Consider the following 18468-nt stretch of genomic DNA (forward strand, 5'->3'; position numbering starts at 1 on the left):
CTTCTACACTCCGGCGGGGTGGGCACGCAGGTCGCGGAGGGCGGGCTGCCGTGGCGCTACGACGGTGACGGCGGGGTCGTGCTGGCGTCGCCGCCGAAGGAGGTGCGGGAGTTCGACGGCACGGAGTACGTGCTGGAGCGCGGGATCCGTACCGATTTCGCCCTCGTCCGGGCGGCCAGGGGAGACCGGCACGGGAACCTGGTCTTCAACAAGTCGACCCGGAACTTCAACCCGCTTGCGGCGATGGCGGGCCGGGTGACGGTCGCCGAGGTGGAGGAGCTGGTCGAGCCCGGGGAGATCGACCCGGATGCGGTGCATCTGCCGGGGATCTTCGTGCAGCGTGTGGTGGCGCTCACCGCGGTGCAGGCGTGCGCCAAGGTGATCGAGCAGCGGACGGTGAGCAGCTGATGGCCTGGACCCGTGAGGAGATGGCGGCCCGGGCGGCACGTGAGCTTCGGGATGGTCAGTACGTCAATCTCGGCATCGGTCTGCCGACGCTGATCCCCAACTGCCTCCCGCAGGGGGTGGAGGTGGTCCTGGAGTCGGAGAACGGGATCCTGGGCACCGGTCCGTATCCGGCCGAGGACCGGGTCGATCCGGATCTGATCAACGCCGGCAAGGAGACCGTCACGGTCCGTGCGGGTGCCTCCTTTTTCGACTCCGCGCTCTCCTTCGGGATGATCCGGGGCGGTCACATCGATGTCGCCGTGCTGGGCGCGATGCAGGTCTCCGCCCGTGGTGACCTGGCGAACTGGGCCGTCCCCGGGAAGCTGGTCACCGGGATCGGCGGGGCGATGGACCTGGTGCACGGCGCCCGCACCGTCATCGTGGTCATGACCCATACCGCCAAGGATGGTTCGCCGAAGATCCTGGAGGAATGCGTGCTGCCGCTGACCGGCAGGGCGTGCGTGGACCGGATCATCACCGATCTGGGTGTCCTCGACGTGGCGGACGGGGGCCTGGTGCTGATCGGGACCGCGCCGGGCGTCGCCGTCGAGGAGATCCTCGCCAAGACCGCAGCCAAGGTCCGTGTCCCCGAGGAGATCCAGGCATGAAAGACGTGTACATCGTCGACGCCGTCCGCACCCCCGTCGGCCGGTACAACGGCTCGCTGGCCGCCGTCCGCCCTGACGACCTAGCCGCGCACGCCCTGCGTGAACTCCTGGCCCGTAGTCCGGAGTTGGATCCGGCCCGGATCGAGGATGTGTACTTCGGCAACGCCAACGGCGCGGGTGAGGAGAACCGCAACGTCGCCCGGATGGCCGCCCTGCTCGCGGGTCTGCCCACGTCGGTGCCGGGGGTGACGGTCAACCGGCTGTGTGCCTCGGGGCTTGAGGCGGTCATCCAGGCCGCCCGCGCGATCGCGGCCGGGGACGTCTCCGTCGCCGTGGCCGGCGGGGTGGAGTCGATGACCCGCGCCCCCTATGTGCTGCCCAAGAGTGAGCGGCCCTTCCCGGCCGGGCACGCCGAGCTGTACTCGACCACGCTGGGCTGGCGCATGGTCAACCCGGCGATGGATGCGCAGTGGACCATCCCGCTGGGCGAATCCGCCGAACTCGTCGCGGACCAGCACAAGATCAGCCGTGAGCAGCAGGACGAGTACGCGCTCGCCAGCCACCGCAAGGCGGCCCGTGCCCAGGCGGACGGTCTGTTCGACGGTGAGATCGTTCCCGTCCCGGTCCCGCAGCGCAGAGGTGATCCGGTCGTCTTTGACGCCGACGAGTGCGTACGCCCCGACGCGTCGCCGGCCGGGATGGCCCGGCTCAAGCCGTCCTTCCGTACCGGGCACGGCACGGTGACGGCGGGCAATGCCTCGCCGCTGAACGACGGTGCGGCGGCGCTGCTGCTGGTCGACGAGGAGGTGCTGAGGGCCACCGGCCGCGAGCCGCTGGCCCGGGTCTCGGCGACCGGCGTGAACGCGCTCGACCCGCACTACTTCGGACTCGCCCCGGTCGAGGCCGTCAACCGGGCACTGGCCAAGGCGGGCAAGGGATTTGATGATCTGTCAGTCCTGGAGCTGAACGAGGCGTTCGCCGCCCAGGTCCTCGGCTGCATGGCCGAGTGGCCCGAGTTCGACCCGGCGATCCTCAACCCGCAGGGCGGCGCCATCGCCCTGGGGCATCCGCTCGGCGCCTCCGGTGCGCGGCTCGCCGGGACCGTCGCCCATCAACTCGCCCGCAAAGGCAGCGGAGTCGGCGTCGCCACCCTCTGCATCGGCGTGGGCCAGGGCCTCGCCCTCGTCCTCGAACGTTGAGCCGCACAGCCACGCGACGGCACGGCCGCACTCGCCCACAGGAGCCATAGTGACCTCCCCGCAATTGCTGCATCATCAGGCCGTCGGACCGGCCGAGGCACCGCTGCTGGTCCTCGGCCCTTCCCTGGGCACGTCGATGACCATCTGGCAGACACACCTGCCCGCCCTCTCCCGCCGCTACCGGGTGTTGACCTTCGACCTTCCCGGACACGGCGGTCCATCGAGCGCACTGCTCCCCGCCCCCGAACCGGGTGGCACGACGGTCGAGGATCTCGCGGGTCTGGTCCTCGGCCTCGTCGACCATCACGGTCACGATCGCTTCCACTATGCGGGCATCTCGCTGGGCGGTGCGGTCGGAGCGCACCTCGCGGTCCAACACGCCGACCGCGTCGCCTCGTTGGGGCTGATCTGCTCGTCCGCCCACTTCGGCCCGCCGGAACCCTGGCGGGAGCGTGCCGCATTCGTACGGCTCAAGGGAACGGAGCCTCTGCTCGCGACCAGTCCCGGCCGTTGGTTCGCCGAACCGCGTACGGCCGAAACGCCCCTCGGCCGCGCCCTGTTGCGGAACCTCGCCGACGCCGATCCGGTCGGCTACGCGGCCTGTTGCGACGCCCTCGCCGCCTACGACCTGCGGCCCGACCTGGCCCGTATCACAGCTCCCACGCTCGTCGTCGGCGGCTCCCACGACCTGGCCACCCCCCTGCACCACGCCCGGGAACTGGCGGACGGGATTCCCCACGCCCGGCTGGAGACGGTCGTCGCCGGACATCTCGCCGTGGAACAGCCCGACGCCGTACAGGCCGCGCTAGGCACCTTCCTTCATACCGTGCAAGTACCACCCGCCGGAGGCCGCCGTGCGTCCCAGCGACACGACACGCAACGACACGTCACCCAGTGACACCGCGCTGAGCGAAAGATCCTCACCGGAGACCGGGCTGCGCCCGGAAATCGCCATGTCCTGGCGGCGCTGCCGGATGAGCGGTCTCGGGCCCACGGCACCCGACCTCCGAATCGAGCCGGACGCGGTCGACCGGCGCAGTCGCCTGGCCGCCGCTGCCCGGCCGGTTCTGGAAGAGCTGGCAAGGCAGCTCGGCGACGCCGCGTTCTGCGTCATCCTCGCCGATCGGGAGTCACGGATCGTGGATCTGTCCGTCGGAGCCCGTGGCCTACGCGACCGGCTGGAGGGGCTGGGTGCGGTGGCTGGCGGGGTGTTCATGGAGGAGACCACCGGCACGAACTCCATCGCGACGGTGTACGAACTGCGCCGGGGCTTCGCGGTGCACGGCGACGAGCACTATCTGGAACCGTTCAAACGGTTCAGCTGTTACGGGCATCCGGTCACCCACCCCGTGACCCGCAGACTGGAAGGCGTCCTCGACATCACCTGCCTGGCCGAGGACGACTCACCGCTGCTCGGCCCCTTCCTCGCCCGGGCGGCGAACGACATGGAGGAACGGCTTCTGCGGACCGCACGCCACTCCCAGCAGCGGATGCTCGCCGCGTTCCAGACCGCCGCGGCCCGTAGGGACCGGCCGGTGCTGGTACTCGGCGAGGGCGTGGTGCTCGCGAACTCCCCGGCCGTGGAACTGCTCGACCCCGCTGACCACATCCGACTGCGGGAACTCGCGGCCGGACACGGCGGCCCCGGCCACGGCGGGTGCCGGCGGACGCACGAGGTGAGGACGGTCGGGCTTGCTTCGGGGCGGACCGTGGACGTACGGTTCCAGGCTGTCACGCCCGGAGCGGACGGCGTCCTCTTCGAGTTCACGGAACCCGAGGAGACCGGCCCCGGGTCCGGCGGAGCCGGCATTTCCTTCGCCAGACCCGCCAACAAGCCGGCCGGACTGACGCCGGGCACGCCAGCCTACGTCGGCGGGGCGCCCGGAACCGGTCGTACGACCACCGTGCGGTCGCTGGCCGCGGAGGCCGTCGCAGACGTGGCGTACACGGACAACACGAGCGCGCCAGCCCGAGCACCCCGTGATCACAACATCCGGATCACTGCCCTCGACGCCTCGGAGGCGATCGTCCAGGGTGAGCCACAGTGGCTCGCCGCCCTCGCATCCGCCGCGGCAGACGAACCGGATCTGTTGCTCGTGGAGGACATTCATCTGCTGCCCGACGGGTGCGCCGTGTGGTTGGGCCGCCTCATGGAACGGAACGGGCTGCGGATCGCGCTGACCGGCCCTCCGCTCGCCGAACTCACCGGCTACGCGGCCGCTCTCGCCGCCGACTGCCCCACCCGTATCCAGCTGCCTGCCCTGGGGGAGCGCACGGAAGACCTGGCTGGCCTGGTCCGGGCCATGCTCGGCGAGCTGGGCGCCGGTGACCGGGTGCGCTTCACGCCCGCCGCGCTCGCGGCCCTCGCCGGTCACCCATGGCCCGGCAACCTGCGTGAATTGCGTACGGTCGTCCATACGGTGCTCGCGCACCGCTCCGCCGGCGACGTGACCCCCCGTGACCTGCCCGCGGGCTATCAGGTCAGCCCGCGGCTGCGGGGGATGACCCCACTGGAGCGCGCCGAACACGACGCCATCGCCGCCGCGCTGCGGGAGCACGGCGGCAATAAACTGCGGGCCGCCCAGCGGCTCGGCATCAGCCGGACGACCCTCTACAACCGGATGCGGGCGCTGCGGATCAGTGTATGAGCCCATCCGGGCGGAGTCTCCCGGAAGTGTCCAGTAGTTGAACAGTTCGCGGTGTGTGTACGGCCCTACCTTGCCGATCAGGAACCCGTCGGCAAAGGAGCCGAACTATGCGCATCACCGCCGCACTGACAGAGACCAAAGGCGCACCCTTCACCCTCGCACCGCTTGAACTGGACGACCCGCGGGCGGGTGAGGTAGTCGTCCGGATGGTGAGTTCCGGTGTGTGCCACACCGACCTCATCGTCCGCGACCAGTGGTATCCGGTGCCGCTGCCAGCCGTGCTCGGTCATGAGGGCGCCGGTGTCGTGGAGGCCGTCGGCGACGGTGTCAGCTACGTGACTCCCGGAGACCACGTCGTTCTCACCTTCAACTCCTGCGGCGGCTGCCGCACCTGTGTCCAGGGCCGCCCCGCGTACTGCGACCAGTTCTTCGCGTACAACTTCGCGGGTTCGCGCACCGACGGCAGCACTCCTCTGCACCGCGAGGCCGGTGACGTATACGGTGTCTTCTTCGGGCAGTCGGCCTTCGCCACGTACGCCCTCGCCAACGAGCGCAACGTTGTGAAGGTGGACCGGGCCGCGCCACTGGAACTGCTCGGCCCGCTGGGCTGCGGCATCCAGACCGGCGCGGGCGGGGTCCTCAACTCGCTCAAGCCTCCGGCGGGCAGCAGCATCGCGGTCTTCGGGGCGGGCCCGGTCGGGATCAGCGCTGTCATGGCCGCCGCCGTCGCGGGCTGTACCACCGTCGTCGCCATCGACCTCAACGACCAGCGCCTCGCTCTGGCGCAGGAGGCCGGCGCCACCTACGTGATCAACGGAGCCGCCGGGGACACGGTGGCCGCTCTGCGGGACCTCACCGGCGGGCTTGGCGTCGACTTCACCCTGGAGACCACCGCGGTACCGACCGTCCTCCGGCAGGCGGTCGACGCGCTCAACCAGGGCGGCACCTGCGGACTGATCGGCGCCGCCGCGCTCGGCACCGAGGTCACGCTCGACATGTCCTCGTTGCTCTTCGGCCGCAGTGTGCGCGGGATCGTCGAGGGCGACAGCGTGCCGCGCCTGTTCATCCCGAAGCTCGTCGACCTCTACCAGCAGGGCCGCTTCCCCTTCGACAAGCTCGTGCGGACGTACGCCTTCGAGGACATCAACCAGGCCGTCGAGGACTCCGAGAAGGGCACCACCCTCAAGCCCGTCCTGACCTTCGCCTGATCCCCCCAACAGTCCAAGGAGCCCAGCGATGAACCTGCGTTACGACACCTTCTACATCGGCGGCGAGTGGGTCCGCCCCACCGCGAGTCGCACCATCGTTCCCGTCAACGCCAGCACCGAGGAACCCCTTGGCCAGGTGCCCGAGGGCACCGAGACCGACATCGACGTCGCGGTCGCCGCCGCCCGCGGGGCCTTCGATGCCCTGTCGGGCTGGGCGAGTTGGGAGCCGGCACGGCGTGCCGACGTGATGACGCGGCTGGCCGACGCGATCGACAGGCGGGCCGACGGCTTCGTCGAGCGGGTGAGCGCCCAGAACGGCATGCCGGTCGCGGTCGCCCGGCAGCTGGAGACCGGCTACCCGAGCGCCGTACTGCGGTACTACGCCGGGCTGGCCCGCGAGGCCGCCTTCGAGGAGACCAGGGCCGGGCTGTTCGGCGGCTCGATCCAGGTCCGCAGGGTACCGGTCGGGGTCGTCGCGGCCATCGTGCCGTGGAACTTCCCGCAGGCCCTGGCCATGTTCAAGATTGCACCGGCGATGGCGGCCGGCTGCACCCTCGTCATCAAGCCGTCCCCGGAGACCGTGCTGGACGCCTACCTGCTCGCCGAGGCCGTCGAGGAGGCCGAGGTCCCGTCCGGCGTCATCAACATCGTGCCGGGCGGGCGCGACACCGGCGCGTACCTGGTGTCCCACCCCGCCGTGGACAAGGTGGCCTTCACCGGCTCCACCGCCGCCGGCCGGGTCATCGCCGAGACTTGCGGCCGACTGCTGCGCCCAGTCACGCTCGAACTGGGCGGCAAGTCGGCGGCGATCGTCCTCGACGACGCGGACCTGGATCTGGCGAAGATCGGCGAGGGGCTGTTCGGCGCCACCCTCCTCAACAACGGCCAGACGTGCTTCCTCGGCACCCGTGTCCTCGCCCCGCGCGGCCGCTACGCGGAGGTGGTCGAGGCTTTCACGGCGCTGGCCGGCTCGCTGAACGTCGGTGACGCGAGCGACCCGGCGACCCAGATCGGCCCGATGGCCACCGCCCGTCAGCGGGAACGTGTCGAAACGTACATAGCCAAGGGCCGCGGCGAAGGCGCCCGCCTTACCACCGGCGGTGGCCGTCCGGCCGGCCTGGGCCGCGGCTGGTTCGTGGAGCCGACCGTCTTCGCCGACGTGGACAACAGCTCGGTCATCGCCCAGGAGGAGATCTTCGGCCCGGTGCTCTCTCTGATCCCGTACGAGGACGTCGACGACGCCGTCCGTATCGCCAACGACTCGGACTTCGGCCTCGGCGGCACGGTCTGGACGTCCGACCCCGAGCGCGGCGCAGCCGTCGCCTACCGGGTCTGCACCGGCACCATCGGCGTCAACCGCTACATCCCGGACCCGGCGGCCCCCTTCGGCGGCGTCAAGGCGAGCGGCCTCGGCCGGGAACTAGGGCCCGAGGGTCTGTCGGCCTACCAGCAGACCCAGACCGTGTACGTGTGATCTCGCGTCCGCCACTCGACGGTGACCGTGACTTCGACCGGGTCGCATTCGGCCGCGGCGGCGAGGAGGCGGATCTTGCCGGGTCCGGTCGGGCGGAGGACGGCGAGGGCGCGGTCTTCGTAGGTACGGTGTTCGGCCGCGTCGAAGCGTTCCTCGGTGGACGGGTCCGCATTGCCAAAGCCAAGCAGGGCGCGGAAGCCATCGGCCGCAACGCCGCGCGCTGGGCCTGCCTGCGGCCGACACCACCCCGGAACTGGCACGAGTGATCGTTCGACAGTCGGCATAGCCAATCACCTGCGGAAGCAGCGGACTGACCCGTCGGCTACTGGGTCGGTTGACGGACCGGCAGAAGTACCGCGGAGGGGTGTTCGGGGTCGTGGAACACCTCTTGGCCGACCGTGCGGAGAGTCGTGGCGGTCGCCCTGGGTTCGCCGGTGCCCGGATTGCGGTTGTAGCGTGGAAATGCCCCGCTGGACACCTGGACCCGGATACGGTGCCCGCGTCGGAAGCGGTACGCCGTCGGCCATAGCCGCACCCTCGCGCAGGAGATCTCGTCGGCATCGGTCAGGCTGACCAGGCCGTCGCACACGTTCGTCGAGCGGCCCTTGGTGTCCACGTCGCACAGCCGGACGAACACGTCCGCATGCGGCAGGCCGGAGCGGAACCAGATCTTGGCGGCGACTTCACCAATCACCTCAACGTCCGCGTCGAGTACGGAAGTTGTGTAGGTCAGCACGTCCGGCCGGGCTTCGAGTGCCGTGTTGTCAACGCGGCCGCCCTTGACGCCGAGGGCCAGCCGCACCCCGCCGACGGCCGGAGTCGGGTCCGCCGGATCGTAGCGGTAGCCGTCCGGCGCGGACTCGGCCGCCGTACCGGTGGACAGGGTGCCGCCCGGGTGGAGGTGGAAGCGCTGCGGGTCGTAGCCGGGCGGCGGCCAGGACGGGAAGTCGCGCCAGGTCTCCTCGCCCATGACGAACAGGCGGACCGGAGCGCGCTTTGGCGGTTGCTCGCCACGGGCATGCGCCAGCCCGAAACCGAGGGCCTCGGTGGCTGCCGTGGCTCCGACGCCCCGGGAGGTGTGCGACCAGGGGCCGATCGTGAGCCGGGGCTGCCGTCCGGCCGCCTGCAGTGCCTGGTGGTCGCGGAGTTGGCCGGGCAGGAAGATGTCGTACCAGCCGCCGACAGAACTCACCGGTACGGCGATGTCCGCCACCCGGTGGCGGTGGTCGAGGTCCGTCCATCGCGGGGTGCCGGCGTCGTGGGCGAGGATGTCCTGGATGTAGTCGGACCGATGGCCCAGGGCGGCGACGTCGGCCTGGCCGAGCGGCAGCGTGGCCATCGCGCGGCGCACCCGCTTCGCACCGAGTAGCTGGCGCGGTATCGCCCAGCGGCGTTCCTGGCCGGCGACCATGACGCCCCAGCCGAACGGTGTCTCCAGGGAGAACCCGTCCGCGCGGAGGAACTCCAGCGTGAGCGCCGACTCCGACACCACCGGGATCATCGCCTTGACCTGCGGCGGCAGTCGGTCGGCGACTGCCCACTGGACGAAGCCGAGGTAGCTCATGCCGTACAGCACCAGCGACTCGCCGAACCAGGGCTGCTTGATCACCCACTCCAGGGTGTCGAGCCCGTCCGCGCGCTCGTGCCGCAGGGGCTCGAAGGTACCGCCCGAACCGAACGTGCCGCGCGTGCTCTGGATCAGCACCTGGAAGCCACGCTCGGCCAACGGCCGGACCATCGGCCCCGCAGCCGCCCCCGCCCTGCCGTAGGGGCTGCGGAGGAGCACGGACGGCAGGCCGTCGCCGCCGGACTTCGGGGTCCAGCGGTCGGCCAGCAGGACGGTTCCGTCGCGCATCGGCACCCGCAGGTCGCGCGCGACGACCAGATCCCGGGTGAGGGGTGGAGAAAGGCGCAGCAGACGCTGAGTGAGGTGGCTGCCCAGGTTCATCGACGAGTCCTCCGTCTGCTTCTCTGTGGTACTGGCTGGGACGTACCTGCCCCGATCCAGGGCCTGCCCGGCGGATCGTGCAACGCTACGCTCGGTGCCGGGCCGTGGTGGGCTTGCGGTGGTTTGCGAGGAGGCCGCCGGCCGCGCCGAGGGAGACGAGGCCCATGCCTGCGGCTGTGGCGATGCCCTTGACGCCGTCCATGGTGAGGTAGCAGAACGCGGCCACGCCGCCGTTGAAGAGGAACAGGAACCAGAGCGTGGAGGGCTTCGACAGGAAGGCCTTGATCTTCGGCTTCTTCGCGATGCGCGAGCCGGCCACCATCGAGACGGCGATGCCGGCGAAGGTGGCCACGTTCTTCTGCGTACCGTCCAGCACGGTCCCGGAGGCGGTGCTGGCGACGAGGCCGCCCACGAAGAACGACCACAGCAACAGGTCGGCGACGAGCGGCTTCACGGTGGCGAGCTGCGACTTCACGGGAGTTTTCCTTCAGGAAGGGGACGTGATCTCTTGCCCTCTACGATTCCGTCACGCGCCCACCGCCACGAGGGACCGCTCTCCCGAACCCGGGGTGTAGCCCACTACACCCCGGGTTCGTGGCCGGTCACAACAGGCCGGCGCGGTGGCCTCGACCGTGACTATCACTCCGACGTCATTCCGGCTGGATGATCGACACGGTCTTGTAGCGCAGGAACTCGTCGATGCCGGCCCGGCCGCCTTCCTTGCCGTAGCCGCTGAGGCCGAGGCCGCCGAAGGGGGTGTGCGGGAGGTTCTGGCGGGCGCCGTTGACGTAGACGCCGCCGGCCTTCAGGCGTTCGGCGACGCGGTGGACGCGGGTGAGGTTCGTGGACTGGATGTTGGCGCCGAGTCCGTAGGGCGTGCTGTTGGCGAGGGCGACCGCCTCGTCCTCGGTGCTGAATTTGAAGACCAGCAGTACGGGGCCGAAGACCTCCGTCTGCGCGATCTCGTGCTCGGGGTCCACGTCGACGATGATCGTGGGTTCGACGAAGTTCTTGTCGGCGAGGTCACCGCCGGCCCGGTGTCCGCCGAGGGTGATCCGCCCGGCCTTGTCCCGTCTGGCGCGGTCGAGCATCCCGCAGACCCGCTCCACGGCGGCGGCGTTGATGAGTGGCCCGACCTTGACCCCGGGATCGAACGGATCCCCCATCCGGTAGGTCGCGGCGACCTCGGTGACCCGCTCGACCACCTCGTCGTAGATGTCTTCGTGCACGATCAGCCGGGTCGGCACCACGCAGCCCTGGCCGGCCAGGACCCCGATGCTGTCCCGTACGGCGCGGTTCGCCACCGCTTCCAGGTCACCGGCGTCCGGGAAGACGATGCTGCCCGTCTTGCCGCCCAACTCCAGTACTGCGGGCTTGAGTTGCTCGGCGCAGGCGTGCATGATCCGGCGGGCCGCGACGGGTCCGCCGGTGAAACTCACCTTCTCGACCCTGGGATGGCGCACCAGGGCCTCGCCGGCCTCCGCGCCACCGCTGAGGATGCTGCACACGCCGTCCGGTACGCCTGCCTCGCGCAGGAGTCGGGCGTAGAGGTGCGGTGCGAAGGGGGTGAACTCCGAGGGTTTCACGACCACGCAGTTCCCCGCGGCCAGCGCCGGGACGACCTTCATGCCAAGGGAGACGACCGGGCCGTTCCAGGTGACGATGATGCCGACGACGCCGTACGGCTCGGGTGTCGTGTAGGAGAGGTAGCCGCGGGTGTCGAGTGTCGAGATCAGCTCGCCGGAGAGCTTGTCGCACCAACCGGCGTAGTAGCGCGTCCAGTTGATCGAGTTGTCGACGATCCGTTCACCGAAGTGGGTCGGGGTGCCGCCGTCGAGCGCCTGGAGGTCGACGAACTCCTGACGGTGTTCGCCCAGCAGCTCGGCGAACCGCATCAGAACCTCGCGCCGTGCCTCCGGCGTCCAGCGGCGCCAGGACTCCGCCTGCGCGGCGGCCAGTTCGACGGCCTCGTCGATCTCTGCGGCTCCGGCCAGCGGGATCGCCGCCTGCACCTCGCCCGTGTACGGGTTGCGATGCTCGAAGACACCGCCGGACCCGGAGTCGAGAACCTTGTCGCCGTAGCGGAGTCGGACATGCGGAGCGGTCACGGTCATGGGTGGTGTCTCCCGGGGAACTCTTGGCAGGCGGGTGCGGTGCGGTACTGCGCGGCTCAGCGGACTGCGAAGCCCGCGTCGAGGGGCAGTTGGATGCCCGTGATGTAGGCGGCTTCGTCGGACACCAGCCACGCGACGGCGTTGGCGATGTCCTCGGCCGTGAGGATGTCGATCGGGAGGGCGTTCCGCATCTGGCTGATCGGGTTCTTCTCGCCCTTGGCGGCCTGCGCGTGGAGTTCCTCCATCACCGGGTTCTGCGTCATGCCCGACAACACCCCTGTGGGATGAATGGTGTTGACCCGGATCCGCTCGCTCGCGTACTCGTTCGCGAGCACCTGCATCAGCCCGACCAGGCCCCGCTTCGCCGCCGTGTAGGCCTGGCCGCCCGCCTTGTCGTTCGCGCCGCCCTTGAGCCCGGCCACCGAACTCGTGATGACGATCGACCCGCCGCGCTCCCCGGCCCGGATCGCCGGCAGCACCACCTCGATGGTGCGCCAGACACCCGTCAGGTTCACGTCGATGACGTCGGTCCAGGTGCGGTCGCGGTCACCACCGGGGGAGAGACGGATGATGCCGGCGTTCGCGAGCAGTACGTCGACCCGGCCGAAGCGTTCGACGCCGTGGTCCAGGACCCGGCGCAGATCGTCGTAACTGCGCACGTCGCCCTTCTCGGCGACGATCGACCCGCCCGCCTCCTCGACGGCCTTGACCGTCGCGCGGAGGTCGTCCTCGGTCGCGTTCGGATAGTCCATCGACTCGATGTCCTCGCAGATGTCGAGACCGATGACGTCCATGCCCCGGGAAGCGAGTTTCACCGCGTGCGCCCGGCCCTGACCGCGGGCGACACCGGTGATGAAGGCGACCTTCCTGCCTGACTCCATGTCAGCCCCTATCTGTAGGTGACGAGTTGAGGGGGCAGATGGGAGTGCTCGTTGAACGTGACGAGCGTGCTGCCCCGGCTGCCCACGACGACCTTCGTGATCCCGCTGTTGACGGCTATTCGGTTGAGCGCGAGCCACTGCGGCTCACCGCCGCCCAGCAGCGACGCGGCGACCCACCCGATCACTCCCGCGCTGGTGAAGACGACGGCGGTCTCCCCTGAGGCCAACTCGGCGGCCAGTGTGCGCAATGCGCTGTCCACGCGCTTCGTGAACATGGGGAAGGGTTCCGTGTAGTCATGGTCGTGCAGTCCTGAGGACCATCGGGGAATGGCCCGGTCGAGCGGCTCGGCATCAGGGCTGTCCACCTTGCGGTGCGCCGCGACGACGTCCTCGTGATGGAACTCGTTCCATGCCTCGTCGACCTCCACCGACGTCGACCACTTCGACGCGAGACATATGCAACGGGCGGTCTGCTGCTGTCGGTTGAGACGGCCGGTCAGAATGCGTGTCGCGGAGACACCGTGCCGGGAGAACTCCGCTCCGAGCGTCTCGGACTGGAGTCTGCCGGTGCCGGAGAGCACGTCGTAGTCCTCCGCGCCCACCGACGCCTGACCGTGCCGGACGAAGAGGATCACGGCCACTACGGCGTCCTCACCCTGGATGTATGGAGCCGGGCAAGTCGCACGCCCTCAAGCTGAGTGGGCGCCTCGACGTTCCACTCGCCACAGGAGCACCAGCACCGATAACGATCACCGTCGGGAATGATGGCCTGCCCGTCACAGGAACCGCCGCTGTTCGCCACGCTCGTCAGGAACTCGAGCGGTTTCTCTTCCAAGGCGCTCTCGTAGTCGTCTCCCATCCCTCACTCCTTTTCGGCGTCGACGTCGGCGGCCACGCGAAACACGGGCAGCAGCCAGCCGTCGGTGATGGGATGGAAGTCGACGGTCAGCGCCAACCCGATCCGTACGTCGGCCGGTTCGACCCCGACCACATTGGTGACCAGCCTCGCCCCGGGGGCGTCCGGCATCTCCACGACGGCGGGGACCAGGGTCAGATCCGGCAGCCCGGGATAGCCGTGGACCACGGCGAAGCTGTAGACGGTCGCGCGGCCGGAGAGTTGGGGCCAGTCGACCGCCGTGGACTGGCACTCCGGGCAGAACGGGGTGGGAGGAAGCCGGAAGGTTCCGCAGTCGCCGCACTGCGGTGCCACGAGCCGCCGTTGCTTCGCGGCCTGCCAGAACGGCTCGGTGACGGTGTCCGTCGCGATCCGTACGACGTCCGACGGCAATGCCGTCGCGAGGTTCGCCCCGGTCATCGGTCGCGTCCCAGGATCAGGCCGCTGACCGGCAGGCTGGCCGGACCGCCGGTGCACAGGGCGAACTCGGCGTCGGAGACCTGGTTGATCGCGGTCCCGCGCATCTGCTCGACACCCTCGACGATCTGGGTCATCCCGATGACGTACGCCTCGGAGAGCTGCCCGCCATGAGGGTTCACCGCGATGGTTCCGGGTTTCCGGCGGGGGGAGTAGCGGATCGCGCCGCTCTCGACGAACGGGCCGCCGTCGCCCTTGGCGCAGAAGCCGTAGTCCTCCAGTTGCATGAGAACCATGGGGGTGAAGTGGTCGTAGATCAGGGCCACATCGACGTCCTGGGGCGTGATGCCCGCCTGTTTGTAGAGGCGTCCGGCGATCGGTCTGTGGCCTGACGAGGTGAAGGTCTCGTCGGGCATGCCGTACCAGGAGAAGGCGCGGCCCCAGTCCCGGGTGCCGCCGTGGGCGACGGCGACGACGGGGACGGGGCGTTGGCGCAGGTCGCGGGCGCGGTCGATGGAGGTGGTGATCACGGCGACCGCTCCCTCCGTCTCCAGGCAGAAGTCGTAGACGCAGAGCGGTTCGGCGATCATCCGCCCGCTGAAGTACTCCTCGCGGGTGAGGGGTGTCCGCTGGATCGCCTTCGGGCGGTTGAGGGCGTTCTGCCGGGTGGAGACGGCGATCTCGGCGAACGCGTCCCGGGTGGTGCCGTACTGGTGCATGTGACGGCGGGCCAGCACCGACATCAGATGGCCGGGACCCGCCAGTCCGGAGGGCTGGAGGAAGGAGCTGACCGGGGTCACGGGCTTGGCGGCTATCACTGTGCCGAGGCGTTGCTTCTGCTGTTGCAGGGCCATGACCGTGACGACGACCGAGGCGTCGCCGGCGACGATCGCCGCGCGGGCGAGACCGATCGCGCCCGCCGAGCCGCCGCCGCCGTTCGTGAGCGACGCCGAGAAGCGCACCTCGGGGATGCCCAGAGTCTCCATGAAGTCGACGGACTCCATCTTGTCGCCGTAGCCGGCACCGGCGCCCGAGTAGTAGGCGAACCCGTCGATCTCCCTGACGGAGAGACCGGCGTCGGCGCAGGCGGCGAGGATGGCCTCGCCGGCGAGGTGCGTGATGCTCTTGCCGGCGGACTCGCCGCGCCGGTAGTAGGGCGTGGCGCCGACGCCGACGATCGCGACGTCGCGCAGGCCCGAATCCCGTGGCATCCGGCTCAGACCCCGTTCGTGGGGACCGGGGGCACCTGCGGGAAGAGTTCGAAGAACGCGCCCTGGGTGATCCGCAGCCGGGTCTCGTCCGAGACGCCGTCGAACAACGACTTCAGGGTGTCCTGCGTATGCCCGAACGTGCCTTCCATGTGCGGGTAGTCGGAGCCGAACATGACGTTCCGGTAGCCCATCGACTCGAACGCGGCGACCGCCGTCTCGTCGTGCTGGAAGGAGGCGTACACCTGGGTCATCAGGGTTTCCTTCGGGTCCCGTTCGAGTTTCGGGCGCACCGCCATGTGGTGCTGGCGGTAACCCTCCAGCATGCGGTCGCCCAGGAACGGGATCCAGGTGGCGCCGCCCTCGGAGATCAGCACCTTCAGATCCGGATGCCGGTCGAGGGCACCGGAGGCTACCAGCTTCATCGCGGCGCGCTGGCCGGAGAACGTTGTCTCGGCGTAGTTCATGACCGCGCCGCCGGGGCCGCGGTAGACCAGGCCCGCGCCGCCGGTCGTCATGTCCACCGGGTCGGTGCCGATGTGGAAGGCGAGGACCATCCGCGCACGTTCGGCGGCGTCCCAGAACGGCTCCCAGTCGGTTCGGTGCCAGTCCGGCGCGCTGGGGTGCGGCGTGGTGGGCAGGAACACGGCCCGGAAGCCCTGCTCGGCGGCCCACTCCAGCTCGGCGATCGCGTCCTCCACGACCAGCGTCGACACCTGCGCGGTGACCACATAGCGGTCCGAGACCGCCGCGATCTCCTCCAGCGCCCACTCGTTGCTCGCCCGCATGCACGCCTTGAGCAGCTCCGGCGTCCGGAAGGTCGAGGCCCACATCCCCAGCGACGGGAAGATCACCTCGCCCCAGACGCCTTCCTGGTCCAGGTCGTTCAGCCGCGCCCGGGCATCGCGGATGCCCGGCGCCTTCCGGCTCTCCTCCAGGAACTCCCGGGCCACCGACGTCGGCAGTTTCCGACGGAACGACTGACCGTCGACGTGCACCGTCTCGTACTCCCCGTCCGGGTCCTTCTCGGACTTCGGCGTCAGGTCGGCGAGCCGCCCGGGCAACCGCGACTCCCATAGATCGCTCGGCTCCAGGAAATGGGAGTCGCCCGAGTTGGTCCAGATCTTCGGCATGGTGAAGTCCTCCGGAAGTAGGGAGGGGTGAGGCCTGCGATGCCAGGTCTTCGCATCGAACTGTTCCATCGACAGGGCCCACTGTCCAGGCTTTCTAATACATCTCCATTAGTTTTGGCGTTGCGTGTGCCGCTTCGCATCCACCAACATGAGGACCATGGCAGTGGAGGAGAAGGCCGAGGGCCGCAGACGCCGGCACACCACGGGAGAGGCGACCCGTGAGCTGCTGATGACGACCGCCGAGCGGCTCTTCGCCGTTCGCGGGGTCGAGGGCGTGACCCTGCGGGAGATCCAGATGGAGGCCGGGCAGTCCAACTCGTCTGTCATCACCTACCACTTCGGCTCCAAGGCGGGCCTGGTCCGGGCCCTGATCGCCTTCCGCTACCGGACCATCGACGCGCGCCGGGCCGTCCTGCTGGAGGAAGCCCGTGCCGACGGAGTGGCCGAGGACCCCCTGGCGGCGGTGTGGCTGGTGGTGCGCCCGCTGATCGAGAGCATCGAGGCCGGCGAGATGTTCGTACCGTTCCTGGCGCGGCTGGCGCCCGCGAGCGCGGACGCGGAGTACTGGCCGCGGCAGATCGAGGAGGCCACCGACGTACTCCAGGAACTGGTGCCCGAACTGCTCGGCGTACTGCCTGATCGCGTACGGCGTGGCCGCGAGGTGCAGCTCTACAACAGCGTGCTCAACCTCCTGGGCGACCACGCCCGGAACCGGCACCCGATCAGCGACGCACAGCTCAACAACTACATCGACGGATGGGTGGGCATGCTCACCGCACCGGTCTCGGCGGTGACGTACGACCTCATGGAGGACGAGGCACGGGCGAAGCAGCGACGGGGCTGATCCCGTCAACAGGCGACGCTGCCGCACCTCGACGAGCGGCGGAATCGCCTCGAACTCGGCTGCCGGCAAGGCCCGTTGCCCATCCAACCCGCTCATGGCAGACCGAGGAACCACCGAACCGAGAGCCACGAGCTGACGTTCTGCACGTCCTCAACGCAACGCGGTCCAGCTGCCCGGGAGCGGCGCCCTGGTGGTCGGCACCGGTCGGTCCGGTTGCGGGACAGTCGAGGGCCTGCACCTCGCGGGACGCCAGGTGTACCTGTTCGTGGGTAGCGCGACGCGACACGCTGCGGGGTCACCAAGCGACCGGCAGCTCCCGGACCCCGTGGACCGCGCGCCCTTCGAACGCGTACTTCTCCGCTGCGGAGCCGGTCAGGCGCAGGCCCGGCAGCCGGTGGAACAGCATCGGCAGCGCGATCTGGAGTTCTGCGCGGGCGAGCGACTGGCCGAGGCAGTGGTGCGGTCCGTGGCCGAAGGCCAGGTGCTGGCCGGCGTCCCGGGTGAGGTCGAGGGTGTCCGGGTCGGCGAAGACCGCGGGGTCCCGGTTGGCGGCCTGCAGGGCGACGACCACGCCCTCGCCCGCCCGGACGGTGACGCCGCCGATCTCGACGTCCTGGGTGGCGATGCGGCGCAGGCCGATGTGGACGACGGTCAGGTAGCGCAGGAGTTCCTCCACCGCGCCCGGCACGAGATCCTCGTCGGCGCGCAGTGCGGCCAGTTGCTCGGGATGGCGCAGCAGCGCGACGACGCCGAGGGAGAGCATGCTCGCGGTCGTCTCGTGCCCGGCGATGAGTATCTGGACGAGCAGGCCGGCGGCCTCCGCCGGGGTGGCCTCGCCGGTGGCGACCCGTTCGGTGGCGAGTTTGCTCATCAGGTCGTCGCCTGGTTCGCGTGACTTGGCGGCCAGTAGTTCCTGCAGGTAGCCGAAGAGCGCCGCCCAGCCGGCCCGCATCGCCTCCGGTCCGGCCGAGACCGTGGCGAAGGCCGCGGCCTGCCGGTGGATGAACTCCCGGTCCGCGTACGGCACTCCGAGCAGTTCACAGATGACCAGAAGGGGCAGCGGCAGGGTGAAGTGCTCGACCAGGTCGGCGGGTTGCTGCTGTTTGACGAGGCCGTCGAGGAGTTCCTCGGTGATGTGCCGGATGGCCGGTCGCAGTTGCTCCACCTGCCGGAAGCTGAACTCGGGGATGAGCATGCGGCGCAGCCGGGTGTGGTCGGGCGGGTCCATCGCGAACAGTTGGCCGGGGGTGCGCGGAGGTGTCGTCGGCTGGAGCCCGGGGAAGCCCGGCCGGACGTTCTCCGAGCTGAACCGTGGGTCGCTGAGGACGGCTCGGGCGTCCTCCTGCCGGGTCACGAGCCAGGGATGGTTGTCGCCCCACAGACTGATCCTGGTCAGGGGCCGTTCTTGGACCCACTGCCCGTACTCGGCGGCGGGGTCGAGAAG

17 protein-coding genes and 1 pseudogene are annotated in these 18468 nt (G+C 69.9%); 8 read left to right on the plus strand and 10 right to left on the minus strand.

Going from position 1 to position 18468, the window contains the following annotated elements; all coding sequences use genetic code 11:
• The 7 genes and pseudogenes from AC31A1_RS26145 to AC31A1_RS26175 all read left to right on the plus strand — a co-directional run.
• Positions 1–408, plus strand: a pseudogene (locus tag AC31A1_RS26145) (CoA transferase subunit A); the annotation flags it as partial.
• Entirely contained in the window at positions 408–1055 is a 648-nt protein-coding gene (locus tag AC31A1_RS26150; protein ID WP_489655665.1) for a CoA transferase subunit B, read from the plus strand. The pseudogene AC31A1_RS26145 and the gene AC31A1_RS26150, both read left to right, overlap by 1 nt.
• Positions 1052–2254: a thiolase family protein gene (locus AC31A1_RS26155; protein ID WP_489655666.1), complete on the plus strand. Its 1203-nt coding sequence runs from the start codon at positions 1052–1054 to the stop codon at positions 2252–2254. The genes AC31A1_RS26150 and AC31A1_RS26155 overlap by 4 nt, the downstream gene beginning before the upstream one ends.
• A gap of 49 nt (positions 2255–2303) precedes the next feature.
• The gene (locus AC31A1_RS26160) at positions 2304–3152 is read left to right on the plus strand and encodes an alpha/beta fold hydrolase (RefSeq protein ID WP_489655667.1); all 849 of its coding nucleotides are present in this window, start codon (positions 2304–2306) and stop codon (positions 3150–3152) included.
• Positions 3109–4902, plus strand: a complete 1794-nt coding sequence (locus AC31A1_RS26165; RefSeq protein WP_489655668.1) for a sigma-54-dependent Fis family transcriptional regulator — start codon at positions 3109–3111, stop codon at positions 4900–4902. Before AC31A1_RS26160 ends, AC31A1_RS26165 begins: the two co-directional genes overlap by 44 nt.
• Positions 4903–5009: 107 nt before the next feature.
• Entirely contained in the window at positions 5010–6110 is a 1101-nt protein-coding gene (locus AC31A1_RS26170; RefSeq protein ID WP_489655669.1) for an NAD(P)-dependent alcohol dehydrogenase, read from the plus strand.
• A gap of 28 nt (positions 6111–6138) precedes the next feature.
• Positions 6139–7584, plus strand: a complete 1446-nt coding sequence (locus AC31A1_RS26175; protein WP_489655670.1) for an aldehyde dehydrogenase — start codon at positions 6139–6141, stop codon at positions 7582–7584.
• Here the strand turns inward: AC31A1_RS26175 and AC31A1_RS26180 are convergent.
• The 9 genes from AC31A1_RS26180 to AC31A1_RS26220 all read right to left on the minus strand — a co-directional run bounded on the left by AC31A1_RS26180 (position 7554) and on the right by AC31A1_RS26220 (position 16180).
• Positions 7554–7868 carry a hypothetical protein gene (locus AC31A1_RS26180; RefSeq protein WP_489655671.1) on the minus strand — a complete coding sequence of 105 codons (315 nt, stop codon included), beginning with the start codon at positions 7866–7868 and terminating at the stop codon, positions 7554–7556. The two genes, AC31A1_RS26175 and AC31A1_RS26180, sit on opposite strands and share 31 nt — an antisense overlap.
• Before the next feature lie 38 nt (positions 7869–7906).
• A complete protein-coding gene (locus AC31A1_RS26185) occupies positions 7907–9532 on the minus strand; it encodes a CocE/NonD family hydrolase (protein WP_489655672.1) in 1626 nt (541 codons plus the stop codon).
• Between the two features lie 85 nt (positions 9533–9617).
• The gene (locus AC31A1_RS26190; protein WP_489655673.1) at positions 9618–10007 is read right to left on the minus strand and encodes a hypothetical protein; all 390 of its coding nucleotides are present in this window, start codon (positions 10005–10007) and stop codon (positions 9618–9620) included.
• A 175-nt stretch (positions 10008–10182) separates the two neighbouring features.
• Entirely contained in the window at positions 10183–11646 is a 1464-nt protein-coding gene (locus AC31A1_RS26195; RefSeq protein ID WP_489655674.1) for an aldehyde dehydrogenase family protein, read from the minus strand.
• Between the two features lie 56 nt (positions 11647–11702).
• Positions 11703–12527 carry a mycofactocin-coupled SDR family oxidoreductase gene (locus AC31A1_RS26200; protein ID WP_489655675.1) on the minus strand — a complete coding sequence of 275 codons (825 nt, stop codon included), beginning with the start codon at positions 12525–12527 and terminating at the stop codon, positions 11703–11705.
• A gap of 8 nt (positions 12528–12535) precedes the next feature.
• Complete coding sequence (locus AC31A1_RS26205; RefSeq protein ID WP_489655676.1) at positions 12536–13168, minus strand: histidine phosphatase family protein; 633 nt, start codon at positions 13166–13168, stop codon at positions 12536–12538.
• A 221-nt stretch (positions 13169–13389) separates the two neighbouring features.
• On the minus strand, positions 13390–13842 hold the full coding sequence (locus AC31A1_RS26210) for a Zn-ribbon domain-containing OB-fold protein (RefSeq protein ID WP_489655677.1): 453 nt from the start codon (positions 13840–13842) through the stop codon (positions 13390–13392).
• Positions 13839–15050, minus strand: a complete 1212-nt coding sequence (locus AC31A1_RS26215) for a thiolase C-terminal domain-containing protein (RefSeq protein ID WP_489655678.1) — start codon at positions 15048–15050, stop codon at positions 13839–13841. Before AC31A1_RS26215 ends, AC31A1_RS26210 begins: the two co-directional genes overlap by 4 nt.
• A 5-nt stretch (positions 15051–15055) precedes the next feature.
• Complete coding sequence (locus AC31A1_RS26220; RefSeq protein ID WP_489655679.1) at positions 15056–16180, minus strand: amidohydrolase family protein; 1125 nt, start codon at positions 16178–16180, stop codon at positions 15056–15058.
• Positions 16181–16337: 157 nt separating this feature from the next.
• Here AC31A1_RS26220 and AC31A1_RS26225 point away from each other — a divergent pair, with 157 nt between their 5' ends.
• Complete coding sequence (locus AC31A1_RS26225; RefSeq protein ID WP_489655680.1) at positions 16338–17024, plus strand: TetR/AcrR family transcriptional regulator; 687 nt, start codon at positions 16338–16340, stop codon at positions 17022–17024.
• Positions 17025–17319: 295 nt separating this feature from the next.
• Here AC31A1_RS26225 and AC31A1_RS26230 read toward each other — a convergent pair.
• Positions 17320–18468, minus strand: a 1149-nt coding sequence (locus AC31A1_RS26230) for a cytochrome P450 (RefSeq protein ID WP_489655681.1), incomplete at its 5' end; no start/stop codon positions are given.

The organism is Streptomyces sp. P5F9 (genome assembly GCF_057961495.1).